The 16,393-nt window shown below is 66.0% G+C and carries 15 protein-coding genes; 7 read left to right on the forward strand and 8 right to left on the reverse strand.

All coding sequences use genetic code 11. The features are described from left to right. From cysW to XcuCFBP2542_RS13635, 3 genes are read right to left on the reverse strand one after another with little or no spacing between them, the layout of a single operon-like run. Complete coding sequence (gene cysW / locus XcuCFBP2542_RS13625; protein WP_104604093.1) at nucleotides 1-954, reverse strand: sulfate ABC transporter permease subunit CysW; 954 nt, start codon at nucleotides 952-954, stop codon at nucleotides 1-3. After that, on the reverse strand, nucleotides 951-1,811 hold the full coding sequence (gene cysT, locus XcuCFBP2542_RS13630) for a sulfate ABC transporter permease subunit CysT (protein ID WP_104604094.1): 861 nt from the start codon (nucleotides 1,809-1,811) through the stop codon (nucleotides 951-953). Before cysT ends, cysW begins: the two co-directional genes overlap by 4 nt. A 2-nt stretch (nucleotides 1,812-1,813) precedes the next feature. Next, nucleotides 1,814-2,830, reverse strand: coding sequence for a sulfate ABC transporter substrate-binding protein (locus XcuCFBP2542_RS13635; RefSeq protein ID WP_104604119.1), 1,017 nt, complete (start codon nucleotides 2,828-2,830; stop codon nucleotides 1,814-1,816). A gap of 170 nt (nucleotides 2,831-3,000) precedes the next feature. On the opposite strand from XcuCFBP2542_RS13635, the gene kbl reads away from it, so the two are divergent. Together kbl and XcuCFBP2542_RS13645 are read left to right on the forward strand one after the other, a co-directional pair. After that, complete coding sequence (kbl, locus tag XcuCFBP2542_RS13640; RefSeq protein WP_104604095.1) at nucleotides 3,001-4,209, forward strand: glycine C-acetyltransferase; 1,209 nt, start codon at nucleotides 3,001-3,003, stop codon at nucleotides 4,207-4,209. 2 nt (nucleotides 4,210-4,211) lie between these two features. After that, nucleotides 4,212-4,616, forward strand: a complete 405-nt coding sequence (locus XcuCFBP2542_RS13645; RefSeq protein WP_104604096.1) for an HNH endonuclease — start codon at nucleotides 4,212-4,214, stop codon at nucleotides 4,614-4,616. Here XcuCFBP2542_RS13645 and XcuCFBP2542_RS13650 read toward each other — a convergent pair. The 3 genes from XcuCFBP2542_RS13650 to XcuCFBP2542_RS13660 form a co-directional block, all read right to left on the reverse strand. Then, nucleotides 4,555-5,415: a pseudouridine synthase gene (locus XcuCFBP2542_RS13650; protein ID WP_104604097.1), complete on the reverse strand. Its 861-nt coding sequence runs from the start codon at nucleotides 5,413-5,415 to the stop codon at nucleotides 4,555-4,557. The two genes, XcuCFBP2542_RS13645 and XcuCFBP2542_RS13650, sit on opposite strands and share 62 nt — an antisense overlap. 19 nt (nucleotides 5,416-5,434) lie before the next feature. Beyond that, on the reverse strand, nucleotides 5,435-5,950 hold the full coding sequence (locus XcuCFBP2542_RS13655) for a hypothetical protein (RefSeq protein ID WP_104604098.1): 516 nt from the start codon (nucleotides 5,948-5,950) through the stop codon (nucleotides 5,435-5,437). Nucleotides 5,951-6,153: 203 nt separating this feature from the next. After that, the gene (locus XcuCFBP2542_RS13660; RefSeq protein ID WP_104604099.1) at nucleotides 6,154-7,248 is read right to left on the reverse strand and encodes an OmpA family protein; all 1,095 of its coding nucleotides are present in this window, start codon (nucleotides 7,246-7,248) and stop codon (nucleotides 6,154-6,156) included. Between the two features lie 414 nt (nucleotides 7,249-7,662). On the opposite strand from XcuCFBP2542_RS13660, the gene XcuCFBP2542_RS13665 reads away from it, so the two are divergent. From XcuCFBP2542_RS13665 to XcuCFBP2542_RS13680, 4 genes are all read left to right on the forward strand, one after another. Further along, nucleotides 7,663-8,685 carry a zinc-binding alcohol dehydrogenase family protein gene (locus XcuCFBP2542_RS13665; protein ID WP_104604100.1) on the forward strand — a complete coding sequence of 341 codons (1,023 nt, stop codon included), beginning with the start codon at nucleotides 7,663-7,665 and terminating at the stop codon, nucleotides 8,683-8,685. A 249-nt stretch (nucleotides 8,686-8,934) separates the two neighbouring features. Further along, a complete protein-coding gene (locus XcuCFBP2542_RS13670) occupies nucleotides 8,935-10,974 on the forward strand; it encodes an NADPH-dependent 2,4-dienoyl-CoA reductase (RefSeq protein ID WP_104604101.1) in 2,040 nt (679 codons plus the stop codon). Nucleotides 10,975-11,244: 270 nt separating this feature from the next. Further along, complete coding sequence (locus XcuCFBP2542_RS13675) at nucleotides 11,245-11,706, forward strand: cell wall hydrolase (protein WP_104604102.1); 462 nt, start codon at nucleotides 11,245-11,247, stop codon at nucleotides 11,704-11,706. Between the two features lie 226 nt (nucleotides 11,707-11,932). After that, nucleotides 11,933-12,547: a glutathione binding-like protein gene (locus XcuCFBP2542_RS13680; RefSeq protein WP_104604103.1), complete on the forward strand. Its 615-nt coding sequence runs from the start codon at nucleotides 11,933-11,935 to the stop codon at nucleotides 12,545-12,547. A 170-nt stretch (nucleotides 12,548-12,717) separates the two neighbouring features. Here the strand turns inward: XcuCFBP2542_RS13680 and XcuCFBP2542_RS13685 are convergent, their stop codons facing one another. Both XcuCFBP2542_RS13685 and XcuCFBP2542_RS13690 read right to left on the reverse strand, forming a co-directional pair. Beyond that, nucleotides 12,718-13,704 (reverse strand): malate dehydrogenase, encoded by a 987-nt coding sequence (locus XcuCFBP2542_RS13685; RefSeq protein WP_104539831.1) that lies wholly within the window; start codon nucleotides 13,702-13,704, stop codon nucleotides 12,718-12,720. A gap of 121 nt (nucleotides 13,705-13,825) precedes the next feature. Continuing rightward, on the reverse strand, nucleotides 13,826-14,320 hold the full coding sequence (locus tag XcuCFBP2542_RS13690) for a peptidylprolyl isomerase (protein ID WP_010368631.1): 495 nt from the start codon (nucleotides 14,318-14,320) through the stop codon (nucleotides 13,826-13,828). A gap of 243 nt (nucleotides 14,321-14,563) precedes the next feature. Here XcuCFBP2542_RS13690 and typA point away from each other — a divergent pair, with 243 nt between their 5' ends. Further along, complete coding sequence (gene typA / locus XcuCFBP2542_RS13695) at nucleotides 14,564-16,393, forward strand: translational GTPase TypA (protein WP_104604104.1); 1,830 nt, start codon at nucleotides 14,564-14,566, stop codon at nucleotides 16,391-16,393.

Here is a 16,393-nt window from a genome sequence, read left to right on the forward strand (position 1 = left end):
TCAGTGGCGGTGGTTGGCGGCCAGCGAATCGCCGTGCCGCCATTCCAGGTACGTCTTCAGCGCCAGCGTCAGCAGCGCGGTCAATGCCAGCAGCGAGGCGCAGGCGAATGCCGCGCTGTAGGCGTATTCGTTGTAGAGGATTTCCACGTGCAGCGGCAGCGTATTGGTGCGCCCGCGGATATGCCCGGACACCACCGACACCGCGCCGAACTCGCCCATCGCCCGCGCCGCGCACAGCAGCACCCCATACAACAGGCCCCAGCGGATATTGGGCAGCGTCACCCGCCAGAACATCTGCCAGCCGTTGGCGCCCAGGCTCAGCGCGGCCAGTTCCTCGTCGCTGCCCTGCTGCTCCATCAGCGGCATCAGCTCGCGTGCGATGAACGGAAAGGTGACGAAGGTCGTCGCCAACACGATGCCCGGCAGCGCGAACACGATCCGCGGCAACTGGATCAAGGTCTCGCCCAGCACCGGCAATTGCAGCCGCCAGCCTTCGTCGATCAACGGCCACGCCCAGCCGCTGCGGCCGAAGATCAGCACGAAGATCAACCCCGCCACCACCGGCGACACCGAAAACGGCAGGTCGATCAGGCTGACCAGCAGGCGCTTGCCGCGGAACTGGTGCTTGCTCACCGCCCACGCGGCCGCCACGCCGAACACCAGGTTCAACGGCAGCACGAAGGCGGTGACCAGCAGCGTCAGCTTGATTGCCGACAGCGCATCCGGGTCGACCACCGCGCGCAGGAAGGTCTCCCAGCCGCCGCGCAGTGCTTCGGCAAACACCAGCACCAGCGGCAGCAGCAGGAACGCCAGCAGAAATGCCACTGCGCCCAGGATCATCAGCCACTGCACCCAGCGCGGCTCGTTGGTGGCCGAATCGGTGATGCGGCGCGCCTGCTCGGTCATCGCACGGGTCTGCGGCATCGAGGGCAACGAGGAAACAGCATCCGTCATGCCGGCCTCGGTTGATAGCGCAACAGGCGTGCCTGCAACGTGTTGACCACCAGCAGGATCACCAGCGACAGCAACAGCATCGCTGCGGCGATCGCGGTGGCGCCGGCGTAGTCGAATTCTTCCAGCCGGATGGTAATCAGCAGCGGCGCGATCTCGGTGGCGTTGGGCAGGTTGCCGGCGATGAAGATCACCGACCCGTACTCGCCCACCCCGCGCGCGAAGGCCAGTGCGAAGCCGGTCAGCACAGCCGGCCACAGCCCCGGCAGCACCACCCGCCGCACCGTCTGCCAGCGCGAGGCGCCCAGCGTGGCGGCGGCGGCTTCCACTTCACGATCGCTTTCGGCCAGCACCGGCTGCACCACCCGCACCACGAACGGCAGGCCCACGAACACCAGCGCCAGCACGATCCCCAGCTGGGTATAGGCCACCTTGATGCCGGCCGCTTCCAGCCAACGCCCGATCCAGCCGTTGCCGCCATACAGCGCGGTCAACGCGATGCCGGCCACCGCAGTAGGCAGCGCGAACGGCAAATCGATCACCGCATCGAGCAAGCGCTTGCCCGGGAAGCGGTAGCGCACGAAGACCCAGGCCACCCAGGTGCCCATCACCGCGTTGAACGCACCGGCCACCAGCGCGGTGCCGAAGCTCACCTGCAACGCCGACAGCACGCGTGGCTGGCTCCACACCTGCCACAGGCCATCCCACCCCAGCCCGCTGGTCTTGATGAAGATACCCAGCAGCGGAATCAGCACGATCAGGCCGAGCCAGGTCAGGGTGATGCCCAGGCTCAGACCCAACCCCGGCATCACGCGTCGGCGCGATGGCGACACCGGGCGGGATGCAACCGATGCCTGCATGGCTATTTCTTGGCCTGGATCTGGTCGAACAGGCCGCCGTCGGCGAAGTGCTCCTGCTGCGCCTTGTCCCAGGACCCGAATGCCTGCTGGATGGTCACCAGCTTGATGTCAGGGAAGCGAGCCATATCTGCCGGGTCGGCAAACTCCGGATGACGCGGGCGATAGAAATGTCTGGTCGCCAGTTTCTGGCCTTCCGGCGCATACAGATAACGCAGGTAGGCCTCGGCCACCTCGCGCGTGCCATGCCGGTCGACATTCTTGTCCACCAGCGCCACCGACGGCTCGGCCAGGATCGACAGCTTGGGCACCACGATCTCGAACTTGTCCTTGCCCAGTTCCTCGCGCGCCAGCAGCGCCTCGTTTTCCCAGGCCAGCAGCACGTCGCCGATGCCGCGCTGGACGAAGGTGGTGGTAGCCCCGCGCGCACCGGTATCGAGCACCGGCACGTTGCGGAACAGCGCCTGCATATAGCGCAGGATGCGCTCGCGGTCGCCCTTGAAAATGTGGTCGGCATACGCCCAGGCGGCCAGATAATTCCAGCGCGCGCCACCGGAGGTCTTCGGGTTGGGCGTCACCACCGCGACCCCCGAACGCAGCAGGTCGGGCCAGTCCTGGATGTTCTTCGGGTTGCCCTTGCGCACCAGGAACACGATGGTGGAAGTGTACGGCGCGCTATTGTCCGGCAGCCGTTGTTCCCAATTGCTGTCGATCAGCTTGGCCTTCTGCGCGATCGCATCCACGTCGTAGGCCAGCGCCAGGGTCACCACATCCGCCTCGATGCCATCGATGACCGCGCGCGCCTGCTTGCCGGACCCGCCGTGCGAGGTCTCCACGGTGACCGTGTCCTGCGGGTGCTGGTGTTTCCACTGCGCCGCGAACGCGGTGTTGAAGTCGCGGTAGAACTCGCGGGTGGGGTCGTAGCTCACATTGAGCAGCCCGATGTCGCGTGCGCCCGCCGGGCCGGCCAGGGCCAGCAGAATGCAGACGAGGGAAACAAGACGGAAGCGGGGGTGTGTCACAACGATCTCCTGGCCGGGGGCACGGCTGAACAGCAAGCATGCCATGCTGCGCAGCGTCACGCGGACGGTGAAATAACATCCGCACTGCTGCTTATGCCGATTCTGCATGACGTAGTGGTATGGCATGGTGATCGTTAAGATTGCGCTTCTTCCCTGCCACTGCGACCGCCATGACCCGTCCGCCTGCCGCGCTCACCGCCCACTACGCCGCCGAGCTGGACACCATCCAGTCGCAGGGCCTGTTCAAGTCCGAGCGCATCATCACCGGCCCGCAGTCGGCACGGATCACGCTGGCCGATGGCCGCAGCGTGCTGAACTTCTGCGCCAACAACTATCTTGGCCTGGCCGACCACCCAGACATCATCCAGGCCGCCAAGGATGCGCTGGACAGCCACGGCTTCGGCATGGCCTCGGTGCGCTTCATCTGCGGCACGCAGGACCTGCACAAGCAGCTCGAACGCACCATCGCCACGTTCTTCGGCACCGAGGACACCATCCTCTATGCCGCCTGCTTTGACGCCAACGGCGGCCTGTTCGAACCGCTGCTCGGTGAGCACGACGCCATCATTTCCGACGCACTCAACCACGCCTCCATCATCGACGGCGTGCGCCTGTGCAAGGCCAGGCGCTTCCGCTACGCCAACTGCGACATGGCCGACCTGGAAGCACAGCTGCAGGCCGCCGATGCAGCCGGTTGCAAGACCAAGCTCATCACCAGCGACGGCGTGTTCTCCATGGACGGCTTCATCGCCCCGCTGGACCAGATCACCGCCCTGGCCCGCAAGTACAACGCGCTGGTGCATATCGACGAATGCCACGCCACCGGCTTCCTGGGCGCCACCGGCCGCGGCTCGGCCGAGGTCAAGGGCGTGCTGGACCAGATCGACATCTTCACCGGCACGCTGGGCAAGGCCATGGGCGGCGCACTGGGCGGCTTCACCACCGCCAGGCGCGAAGTGATCGAACTGCTGCGCCAGCGCTCGCGCCCCTATCTGTTCTCCAATTCGCTGCCGCCGCATGTGGTGGCTGCCGGCATCAAGGCCTTCGAGATGCTGGACGCGGCCGGCGAGTTGCGCTCGCAGTTGGTGAAGAACACCCGCTACTTCCGCGAACGCATGACCGCAGCCGGCTTCGACCTCAAGCCCGGCGTGCACCCGATCAGCCCGGTGATGCTCTACGACGCGCCGCTGGCGCAAAAATTTGCCGAGCGCCTGCTGGAAGAAGGCATCTACGCCATCGGTTTCTTCTTCCCGGTGGTGCCCAAGGGGCAGGCGCGCATCCGCACCCAGATCAGTGCTGCGCACACCCGCGCGCAGCTGGATCAGGCCATCGACGCCTTCATCAAGATCGGCCGCGAACTGCACGTCATCAAGACCTGAGCATGCGGACAGTGCTTCGCCAACGGCTCCTGCTCGCGGCGCGCACCGATGCGCAGGCGCAGTGGCTGGACGGCAGCTGGGAAACCCGCTGCCTGCATTGCCGTCGCCGTCTGCGCATCGGTGTCGATGGCGAGCCGCTGGGGCATACCACGCTCGAACACATCGTGCCGCAGGCCTGGTTCGGTCGCCGCGCCGCAGCCGGTTTATGCCTACGGGTGGGCGACGACCCCAACGACGCGCGCAATCTGGCGCTGGCCTGTGCCGGCTGCAATCACGCCAAGGGCCGCCGCCATGACGCCAATGGCGCCGGCGACGCACGCGCGGTGGAAGTGGTCAGCGCCTTGCTCAGCGCCCGCCTGGCACGCTGGCGCGACCCGGCGTCAGCGCCAGGACTTCCGCCGCACTGAGCAACCGCCAGGCGCCCTTGGCCAACTCCCCCATCGGCAGTGGCCCGATCGCCACGCGCACCAGCCGCAGCACGCCGATGTCCACGGCCGCCAGCAACCGGCGGATCTGCCGGTTACGGCCTTCGTCCAGCACGATTTCCAGCCAGGCATTGCGCTCGCCTTCGCGCAGCACGCCGACCTGCCTGGCGCGCAATAGAGCGCCATCGCCGTCCGGATCCGGGTCGATCACCCCCGCGCGCAACTGCGCCAGCTGCCCGGCATCCGGGCGGCAGTCGATCTGTACGTGATAGGTCTTGTCCGGCCCGCTGGCGGGGTCGGTCACCGCCGCCGCCCATTGCGGGTCGTTACTGAACAGCAACAGACCTTCGCTGGCCTTGTCCAGACGCCCGACCGGGGCGATCCACGGCAGGCCGGCGCCATCGAAACAGCGGTACACGGTGTCCCTGCCCTGCTCGTCGCGCACCGTGGTAACCACCCCGCGCGGCTTGTTGAGCATCAGATACACCCGCGACGGCCCGGCCAGCGGTTGGCCATCGATGCGGATGGCCGCCTGGCGATCGGTGCGGATCGGGAATTCGGGGTCGCCGACCACCCGTCCATCGACGCTGACCCGCCCATCGGCGATCCAACGTGTCGCCTCGGTCCGCGAGCATACGCCCAGCTTGGACAGCACCCGCGCCAACCCATGCCGCGGCGCGGAGCTGCCCTGCGCGGCGGTGGACGCACGCTCGGCACGCGGCGGCAAGGCCGGGCCATGCGTACGAGGCCGGGACGTGGCCGGCGGGGGCCGCCGGGTCATGCTGTCCCGACCGCGTGGCTTACTTGTTCTCGACCGGCTTGGCGTCGGCCGCAGGCGCTGCGGGTGCGACCGCAGGCGCGGGCGCGCCGGGAGCCGGACGCGCCTTGACCACGCGCACGCCACGCGCCTTCATCCAGGCGTCGAATTCTTCGGCGGTCATGCGCTTGCCGTTCTGGCTCATGTCGAAGCGCCACGGGGTGTTGTCGAAGGCGGTGGTGGCCTTGTAGGCCGCCGGATCGTTCGGGTTGACGGTGCCGCCCGGCGGAATCACCTTGGCCACGTCCTGGCAGCCTTCCACGCGCAGGCGCAGCAACACGCGGTCCACCGATTGCTCGCCGCCAGACGGCTGGGCCAGCACGCCAGTCGGCATGCCCAGTTGCACGCTGCGGGTGTAGAACTCGGCAGCCGCCGGCGCAATCACGGTCGCGGGCAACGGCAGCGGCTGGGACACCGCGCTGCCGGCGCAGTTCGGAGCGGCGTAGGCGGCGGGAATCAAAGCGAAACAGAGCAGTCCTGCCGTAGCGGTACGCAGCATCGTGAGTTCTTCCAGTCAAAGTGTGGTGTCGACGCGGCGAGTGTAGGCAGCGATGAACGCTGTTTCAACCGGAACCGTGCCGGGAGGGCAACACAGACAGATTGGCTGCCCGTGTGCACAAGGATTCGGAGGTGTTTCGGATCGCACATAGACAAAACCCGGCGCGAGGCCGGGTTTTGTGTGCAGCAAAGCTAGCGGTCCAATCAGTTCTGGACGTTCAGCTCGGTACGACGGTTCTTCGCACGGCCTTCCGGATTGTCCGAACCATCCGGGTTGGCGTTCGGAGCAATCGGACGGCTCTCGCCGTAGCCGATCGGGCCGACCAGACGCGACGCATCGACGCCGTTCTTGGTCAGGTAGTCATACACGGTGGTCGCACGACGCTCGGACAGCTTCTGGTTGTACGCGTCGGTACCCTTCGAGTCGGTGTGACCGGCAACCTCGACCTTCAGGTCGGGGTAACGCTTCAGGATCTCGGTCGCTTCGCTCAGGATCGACACGGCATCCGGACGCAGGGTCGACTTGTTGAAGTCGAAGTTCACGCCCTTCAGGTCGATCGACACCGGCACCGGGCAGCCGTCCGGACCGATGGTCTGGCCAGGCTGCGAAGCCGGGCACTTGTCGTCGCAGTTGTTGACGCCGTCGCCGTCGTCATCCAGGTCGGCGCAGCTCGGAGCAACCGGAGCCGGAGCCGGCGGCGGTGCGGTGGCCGGAGCCGGTCCCAGCGGAATCACGACGCCGACCGAAGCCAGCACGTCGCCGAACCAGTCTTCCCGCGGAGCAGCAATGCTCTGGTCGTCGAAGTCGGCGCGGTAGGCCAGTTCGGCACGCACGGCAACGCGCTTGTCGAAGGTGGTCTGCAGACCGACGCCAGCCTTGGCGGCGAAGTTGCCGTCCTTACGCTGACCCGGCGACACTGCGGTGCCGCTGTTGAATTCTTCTTCCGAACGCTGATAGCCCAGGCCGAACAGCAGGTACGGGTTCCAGCCGCGGCCTTCTTGCACGAAGTGGCGACGCAGGTCGAACGAGATGCCGTACTGGCTCCAGTTCTGGTCCTGGTTGGCGTCGAAGTTCGGGTTCTGGTAGTTCAGCTCACCATCGAGCGACCAGTTCGGGCTGACAAACTTGCCCAGGCCCAGGGTGACGAACGGTGCATCGTTGGTCAGACGATCGTTGTCCTGGAAGTTGAAGCCAGCGCCACCGGTCAGGTACCAACGGTCATCGAACTCCTGCGCGGACGCAGCCTGGGCAACCGCCAGACCGCCGAGCAACGCGGCAGTGAGAATTTTCTTGTTCATTTATACAGCTCCTTCTTTGGGAGATAAAACCGATAGAGGCGGTGTTCTTGGTAAAGATGCTCGTCACATCCAGAGCCATCGGGGCGCAGATTAAGCCGGCCTCGGTGAAGATCGCGTTAACGGTCATATAACATGTGAAAGCAATCGCCAGCCCATGCGACGCTTGCGGATATTACGTATACAGCTTGATGAAGAAAAGGACCGAGTCCCCAGTTCACGCATTTACCCCCTCTGAATGGCAGCCCAATCGGATACCCGCCGTGGGGATGGTGCCAGCTCCGCGGCGACCGGCGCTTGCTATTGCTTCACCACATTGGTGAACGCCAGGCCGCTTCAGACATGAATCAGCGCGCCGGTGGTTGCAGCGGACTTACCGCACAACGCACCCTGAACCTCCCCACCAGGAGTGTCCCGATGAAAGCTGTCGTCCTCACCCGCCACCTCCCGATCGATGACCCCGACTCGTTGCTGGACATGGAGCTCGCCGCGCCGCAGCCGCCCTCGGGCCATGACCTGCTGGTCCGCGTGGAGGCGGTCTCGGTCAACCCGGTCGACACCAAGGTGCGCGCCCCCAAGCCCCAGCCGCTGCAGGCACCGAAGATCCTGGGCTACGACGCGGCGGGGGTGATCGAGGCGGTCGGTCCGGAGGTCACCGCCTTCGCGGTGGGCGACGAGGTCTATTACGCCGGCGACATCGGGCGCCCCGGCAGCAACGCGCAATACCAGCTGGTGGATGCGCGCATCGCCGGCTGCAAGCCCACCTCGCTGAGCTTTGCCCAGGCCGCGGCGCTGCCGTTGACCACGCTCACCGCGTGGGAATTGCTGTTCCAGCGCATGCCGTTCACCTTCGATGGCGCGCGCAATCGCGGCAGGCCGTTGTTGATCGTCGGTGGCGCCGGCGGTGTGGGGTCGATCGCGATCCAGCTGGCCCGGCATGCCGGCTTTACGGTGATCGCCACCGCCTCGCGCCCGGAAAGCATTGAATGGGTGCGGCAGATGGGCGCGCACCACGTCATCGACCATCATCAACCGCTGCAGCCGCAACTACAGGCGCTTGGGCTACAGACAGTGGACGCGGCACTCAACCTGGCCGATACCGACCGCTACTGGCAACAGTTGGGCGAGGTGCTGGCACCGCAGGGGCATGTGGGCCTGATCGTTGAACCGAGCGGCCCGCTGGCGATTGGCGACCCGTACAAATCCAAGTGCATCGGCATCCATTGGGAGCTGATGTTCGCGCGCGCACGTTATGCCACCGACGACATGGTCGAACAGCACCGCATCCTCAACCGCGTGGCGAGCCTGATCGATGCCGGCGAGCTGCGCACGACGCATACCGACACCTTGTCCCCCATCAATGCCGACACCCTGCGCGAGGCACATCGACGGCTGGAAAGCGGCAGCACCATCGGCAAGCTGACGTTGGCCGGCTGGTAACTACAGCGGGCGTCGCGCTGCCAGCTACGCCGCACTCGGCGCCCAGCCGGGTGCATCGTTGGTCCTGGCCGAGCGCGGCGCCCCCCCACAGGCATTGCGCACAACCAGGGTGGCGCGCAGTCGCCGGCATCGTCACGCTCCTGCAGCGTCGGCACTGCCGCAGGCGGCACGGGCGCCGACACCCCGGGACTTGCCGCCACGTTCGTTTGCCGGCATCGTGCGCACTCCGTACGCCAGCGTATCCATATCATGTCGCCCGCCACCGGCCCTTCGCCCTCGCCCTTCCCGCACCTGTTCACGCCGCTCGATCTGGGCTTCACCCAACTGCGCAACCGCGTCCTGATGGGATCGATGCACACCGGACTGGAAGATCGTGCGCGCGATTTCCCCAAGCTGGCGGCGTATTTCGCCGAGCGTGCGGCCGGCGGGGTTGGCCTGATCGTCACCGGCGGGTTCTCCCCGAACGTGGTGGGCTGGCTCAAGCCGTTCGGCGGCAAGCTGTCCTGGCCCTGGGAAGTGCGCCCGCACCGCCAGGTCACCCGCGCCGTGCACGCCCATGGCGCCAAGATCTGCCTGCAGCTGCTGCACGCCGGGCGCTATGCCTATCACCCGCTGTCGGTGGCGCCATCCCGGCTACAGGCACCGATCAATCCGTTCACCCCGCGCGCCCTGTCTGCAGCAGCAGTGGACCGCCAGATCGCCGCGTATGCGCGTTCGGCGCGGCTGGCGCGCGAGGCCGGCTACGACGGCGTGGAGGTGATGGGTTCGGAAGGCTATCTGATCAACACATTCACCGCGGCACGCACCAACCAGCGCAGCGATGCCTGGGGCGGCGATGCGACCAGGCGGATGCGCTTTGCGGTGGAGATCGTGCGCCGCATCCGCGAAGCCTGCGGGCCGGACTTCATCATCATCTACCGGCTGTCGCTGGTGGATCTGGTCGAAGACGGCAACCAGTGGCAGGACATCCTGGCCCAGGCCCGGGCGATCGAAGCCGCCGGCGCCACCCTCATCAATTCCGGCATCGGCTGGCATGAGGCGCGCATCCCGACCATTGCCACCTCGGTACCGCGCGCCGCGTTCGCTGGCGTGACCGCCAAGCTCAAGCCGCACCTGCGCATTCCGGTGGTGGCCAGCAACCGCATCAACATGCCGGAAGTGGCCGAGCGCATCCTCGCCGACGGTGCGGCGGACATGGTGTCGCTGGCGCGGCCGTTGCTGGCCGACCCGCAGTGGGCCAACAAGGCCGCTACCGGGCAATCGCACACCATCAATACGTGCATCGCCTGCAACCAGGCCTGCCTGGATCATGTGTTCGAGAACAAGCTGGCCACCTGCCTGGTCAATCCGCGTGCGGCTCACGAAACCGAGCTGGTCTACACCCCCACCACCACGCCCAGGCGCATTGCGGTGGTCGGCGCCGGTCCGGCCGGCCTTGCCTGCGCCACCGTGGCGGCCGAGCGTGGCCACCAGGTGACCTTGTTCGATACCAGCAGTGCGATCGGCGGGCAGTTCAACATCGCCAGGCGCATCCCCGGCAAGGAAGAATTCAACGAGACGCTGCGCTACTTCAGCCACCGTATCGAGGCGACCGGCGTGCAGCTGCGCCTGAACACCCATGTGCAGGCGACCGACCTCACTGCGTTCGACGAGGTGGTGCTGGCCACCGGCATCGAACCGCGCAAGGTCGACTTCCCGGGTGCCGACCACCCGATGGTGGTCAGCTATCTGGATGTGGTGCTGGGCCGCCATGTGCCCGCCGACAAGGTCGCCATCATCGGGGCCGGTGGCATTGGCTTTGATGTCGGCGAATTTCTGGTGCACGAAGGCGAGTCGGTGTCGCTGGACCCGGCGCGCTGGATGGCCGAATGGGGCGTGGACCCGAGCTTCGAAACCCGCGGCGCGCTGGCCAAACCGCAGCCCGAGCGCCCCGCCCGCCAGGTCTGGTTGCTGCAACGTAGCGCCGGGAGGCCCGGTGCGCGGCTGGGCAAGACCACCGGCTGGATCCACCGCGCCACGCTCAAGGCCAAGGGCGTGAAGATGCTCGGTGGCGTGGAATACCTGGGAGTGGACGATGCCGGCCTGCAGATCCGCGTGGAAGGGACCGAGCAATTGCTCGCTGTCGGCACGGTGGTGATCTGCGCCGGCCAGGAACCGCGCCGCGAGCTGCTGGCCGCCTTGCAGGCGCTTGGCAAGCAGCCGCACCTCATCGGCGGTGCGGATGTGGCTGCCGAGCTGGATGCCAAACGCGCAATCAACCAGGCAAGCCGGCTGGCGGCGAGGCTGTAGCAGCGACGTCGCACCCCACCGCCACCGTGCCGACTCGGCGGGTGAGTGGCGTGGTGAAGCGTGTCCATTCAGCCAGGATTGCGTGACCGCCATCTACCTTGCGCCCACTTTCGACCCGCCGGACCTGGCGGGCAGCTTCGGCAGCAACGTCCTTTTGCCGAAGACCGGGCGGCCCGTGACAGGTCGCCTCCCCATGACGCCAAGCCCTTCGCATGCGCGTGTCCAGTGTCGGATGCCCTGCGGATCGGCCCATACGGAGCAAGGAGTCCCATGAAACTGGCTTGGATACTTTGGCTGTCGCAGTTATTGCCGCAGCCCGCTGCAGATTCGTTGTGCCTGAGTACTACCGTCTATCTGGAAGCGCGCGACCAGACCCTGCGCGGCCAGCAGGCCGTTGCCGAAGTGGCGCTGCGGCGCCTGGACAGCGGACTATGGGGCGACTCGATGTGCCAGGTCGTCACTGCGCGCAAGCAGTTCGCACCGACCATCGTCTCCCCGGGCACGCAACTCAAGAACGACGATGCCTGGAACAAGGCCTTGGGCGTGGCCCTGGCCGCAGAGCGCAACTGGGCACTGCCAGTCGGTCAACGCAAGGAAATCGTGCCGGGTGCGAGCCATTTCGCGGCAAGCGCGATTGCCAGCCCCAGCTGGCGCAACGCCTACCAGGTGGCCACCATCGGCGACCACACGTTCTATCGCGTGCAGACGCTGCGCCCCCGCACCGCTTCGTAGGCCGCGCGGCGCCAACCCGGCATCAGCCAGCAGGACACACCTGCGTGGCACCTCGCCCAACCGCTGCGCACAATGCCCCGATGGCGTGGCCCTGCACCCATGTGGCCAACGGCGTGCTTCACGCGCGGCGGCGGCATCGTCGGCAAGCGCATCACCGCGCCGGCGCCTTACGGTTCACTGCGCAACCCGGCTAAGCTTGCGGTTTCGACCGTCTCTGGAATCCACGATGAAACTCTTCACCAAGCCGGGTGCCTGTTCGCTCGCAGATCACATCGTCCTACGCTGGTCCGGGTTGCCGTTCGAGCTGGTGGTGCTGGACGCAGCCAGCATGAAGTCGCCCGAGTATCTGCAGCTCAATCCGGCAGGTGCCGTGCCATTGCTGCTGGTCGACGATTGGGCGCTGACGCAGAACGCCGCCATCCTGAATTACATCGCCGACGTTGCGCCGCTGACCGGCCTGGGCGGCGATGGCAGCGCGCGCAGCCGCGCCGAGATCAATCGCTGGATCGCGTTTTCCAATGCCGACGTCCACCCGACTTTCAAGCCGATCTTCGGCAGCACTGCCTACCTGCAGGATCAGGCCTTGATCGCGCGCAGCCAGGACGATGCGCGCAGCAAGTTGCGCACGCTCTACGCGCGTGCCGATGCACATCTGCAAACGCGCCAATGGCTGGCCGGTGACAGCCATACCGGCGCCGATGCCTATCTGTTCGTGACCTTGCGCTGGGCGCGCAAGGTCGGCGTGGACCTGAGTGGACTGACGGCACTGGATGCCTTCTTCCAGCGCATGCAGGCCGATGCCGACGTGCAGGCCGCACTGAAGGCCGAAGGCCTGGAATAAGCGATAGCGCGGCCCTGGCGCGCGGCGGCGCACTGATTCGCTGGGTCGCCGCGCGCTGCACCGCCCGCAGCACCACCGCCACGCACAGCAGAGCCGCCGTCATCGCAGGCATGCGGACATAAAAACGCCGGGCAATGCCCGGCGTTTTTGACTTGCACCACACGGATGATTCAGCCCAGCAGATGCGACACGCCGCTGCGCTCTTCTTCCAGTTCGGCCAGGGTCTTGTCGATGTACTTCTGGCTGAAGTCGTCGATCGGCAGGTCCTTGACCAGGGTGTACTGGCCGTTCTCGGTGGTGACCGGGAAGCCGAAGATCACGCCTTCCGGAATGCCGTAGGAGCCGTCGGACGGCACGCCCATGGTCACCCACTTGCCGTTGCTGCCCAGCACCCAGTCACGCACGTGGTCGATGGCGGCATTGGCGGCCGACGCAGCCGAGGACAGCCCGCGCGCTTCGATGATCGCCGCGCCGCGCTTGCCCACGGTCGGGATGAAGGTGTTGGCGTTCCATTCCTGGTCGTTGATCGCATCGCCAATGGACGCGCCATCGGCGGTGGCGAAACGGTAGTCCGGATACATGGTCGGGCTGTGGTTGCCCCACACCACCAGCTTCTCGATGCCGCCGACCGGCTTGCCGAGCTTGAGCGAGAGCTGGCTCAGGGCGCGATTGTGGTCCAGGCGCAGCATGGCGGTGAAGTTCTTCGGGTTCAGATCCGGCGCCGACTTCATGGCGATGTAGGCATTGGTGTTGGCCGGGTTACCGACCACCAGCACCTTGACGTCGCGCTTGGCCACCTTGTTCAACGCCGCGCCCTGCGCGGTGAAGATCTTGGCGTTTTCCAGCAGCAGGTCCTTGCGCTCCATGCCCGGGCCGCGCGGACGCGCGCCGACCAGCAGGGCCACGTCGATATCCTTGAACGCCACTTCGGCGTCGTCGGTACCGACCATGCCGGCCAGCAGCGGGAACGCGCAGTCTTCCAGCTCCATCATCACGCCCTTGAGCGCGGCCTGGGCCTTCTCGTTGGACAGTTCCAGCAATTGCAGGATCACCGGCTGATCCTTGCCCAGCATTTCGCCCGAGGCGATGCGGAACAGCAGGGCATAGCCGATCTGGCCGGCAGCGCCGGTCACGGCAACACGAACAGGTGCTTTCATGGGGTGTTTCCTCTGCTAAGAAGCGTTGGTGGGGGTGGCGCGCTGGCGGGGCCGCAAGGCGTGGCGGCGCGCATTGACACGCAAACGGCCGCACAAGGCGGCCGTTCGATGGGGGCTGCGATCAGGCGGCGAGGATCTTGTTCCACTCCGCGACACGGTCGGCCTTGGCGGCCAGCACGGCGTCGGTATCGCCTTCGATGGTCAGCGTGTTGATGGTGTCGCCCTGGGCAACGCTGTCCACCACGTCCAGGCCCTGGGTGACCTTGCCGAACACGGTGTGCTTGCCGTCCAGCCACGGGGTGGCGGTGTGGGTGATGAAGAACTGGCTGCCATTGGTGTTGGGGCCGGCGTTGGCCATGGACAGCACGCCGCGCTCGTGACCGACACCATTGTTGGCCTCGTCTTCGAAGCGGTAGCCCGGGCCGCCGCGGCCGGAACCTTCCGGGCAACCGCCCTGGATCATGAAGTCAGCGATCACGCGGTGGAAGCTCAGGCCGTTGTAGAAGCCGCGCTTGGCCAGGTTGACGAAGTTGGCAACCGTCAGCGGCGCTTTCTCCGGGTACAGCTCGACGACGATGGGGCCGCGGGAGGTATCGAAAGTGGCGATCAGGGACATGGAAATCCTTGCAGGTTCTGGGGAATCAACAGCCCATTAGGATACACCCGCGCACGCGCCCGGCTGCGCGGCTACGACCATGGTCCAAGCGTCTCGCCCGCCTCGTCGTCGCCTGTCTTCACGCTGCCTGAATGGGCGATCCGGGACGGCATTGGGCACTCCGCCACGGCAGTGCCACGAAACCGCTATAATATTCGGCTTACCTCATCTCATAGACTGGCGCCAGACAGGGGCCTTTTCCGCATGTCCATTGAAAAACTCCGCAATATCGCCATCGTCGCGCACGTCGACCACGGCAAGACTACCCTCGTCGACTGCCTGCTGAAGCAGTCCGGCACCCTGTCCGAACGCACCGTCCTCGCTGAGCGCGTGATGGACAGCAACGATCAGGAAAAGGAACGTGGCATCACGATCCTGGCCAAGAACACCGCCATCACCTGGCAGGGCAACCGCATCAACATCGTCGACACCCCTGGACACGCCGACTTCGGTGGCGAAGTCGAGCGCGTGCTGTCGATGGTGGATTCGGTGCTGATCCTGGTCGACGCGATGGACGGCCCGATGCCGCAGACCCGCTTCGTGACCCAGAAAGCCTTCGCGATGGGCTTCAAGCCGATCGTGGTGGTCAACAAGATCGACCGCCCGGGCGCACGCCCGGACTGGGTGATCGACCAGGTGTTCGACCTGTTCGACAAGCTCGGCGCCACCGACGAGCAGCTGGACTTCCCGATCGTCTACACCTCGGCGTTAAACGGCTACGCCAGCCTGGATTCGAGCGTGCGCGACGGCGACATGACCCCGCTGTACGAAGCGATCATGCAGCACGTCTCGGCACCGGACGTCGATCCGGACGGCCCGTTCCAGATGCGCATCAGCCAGCTGGACTACAACAACTTCGTCGGCGTGATCGGCATCGGCCGCATCCAGCGCGGCGTGCTGAAGAAGAACATGCCGGTCAGCGTGATCGACCGTGAAGGCAAGAAGCGCCAGGGCAAGGTGCTGCAGGTGCTGGGCTTCCTGGGCCTGGAGCGCATCGAGCAGGACACCGCCGAAGCCGGCGACATCGTCGCCATCTCCGGCGTGGCCGAGCTGACCATTTCCGACACCGTGTGCGCCCTCGACACCCCGGAAGCGCTGCCGGCGCTGACCGTGGACGAACCCACCATCTCGATGACCTTCCAGGTCAACAACTCGCCGTTCGCCGGCAATAAGGACCTGTCTGGCGGCAAGTTCCTGACCAGCCGCCAGCTGCGCGACCGTCTGGACCGCGAGAAGGTGCACAACGTGGCACTGAAGGTCGAGGAAGGCTCCGACGCCGACAAGTTCCTGGTCTCCGGCCGTGGCGAACTGCATCTGTCGGTGCTGATCGAAAACATGCGCCGTGAAGGCTACGAGCTGGCCGTGTCGCGCCCGGAAGTCATCATCAAGGAAATCGACGGCAAGCAGATGGAGCCGATCGAACAGCTGGTGGTGGACATCGAAGAACAGCACCAGGGCGGCGTGATGGAAAAGCTGGGCACCCGCAAGGGCCAGCTGAAGAACATGGAGCCGGATGGCAAGGGCCGCGTGCGCCTGGACTACATGATCCCGGCGCGTGGCCTGATCGGCTTCCAGAACGAGTTCCGCACCCTGACCCAGGGCTCGGGCCTGCTGTTCCATGTGTTCGACCATTACGGCCCGAAGGAACAGGGCGCCATCGCCAAGCGCCAGAACGGCGTGATGATTGCCAATGCACCGGGCGCAACCCCGGCCTATGCACTGGGGCCGCTGGAAGAGCGTGGCCGCCTGTTCGCCGCCGAAGGCGACAACGTGTACGAAGGCCAGCTGATCGGTATCCACTCCAAGGATAACGATCTGACCGTCAACGCGATCAAGACCAAGCCGCTGACCAACATGCGCGCCTCGGGCAAGGACGATGCGATCAAGCTGACCCCGGCGATCAAGTACACGCTGGAACAGGCACTGGACTTCATCGAGGACGACGAGCTGGTGGAAGTCACCCCGAAGGAAATCCGCCTGCGCAAGAAGTTCCTGACCGAAAGCGACCGTAAGCGCGCGGGCCGTTCCGGCTAA

Source organism: Xanthomonas cucurbitae (genome assembly GCF_002939885.1).
Classification (GTDB): domain Bacteria; phylum Pseudomonadota; class Gammaproteobacteria; order Xanthomonadales; family Xanthomonadaceae; genus Xanthomonas; species Xanthomonas cucurbitae.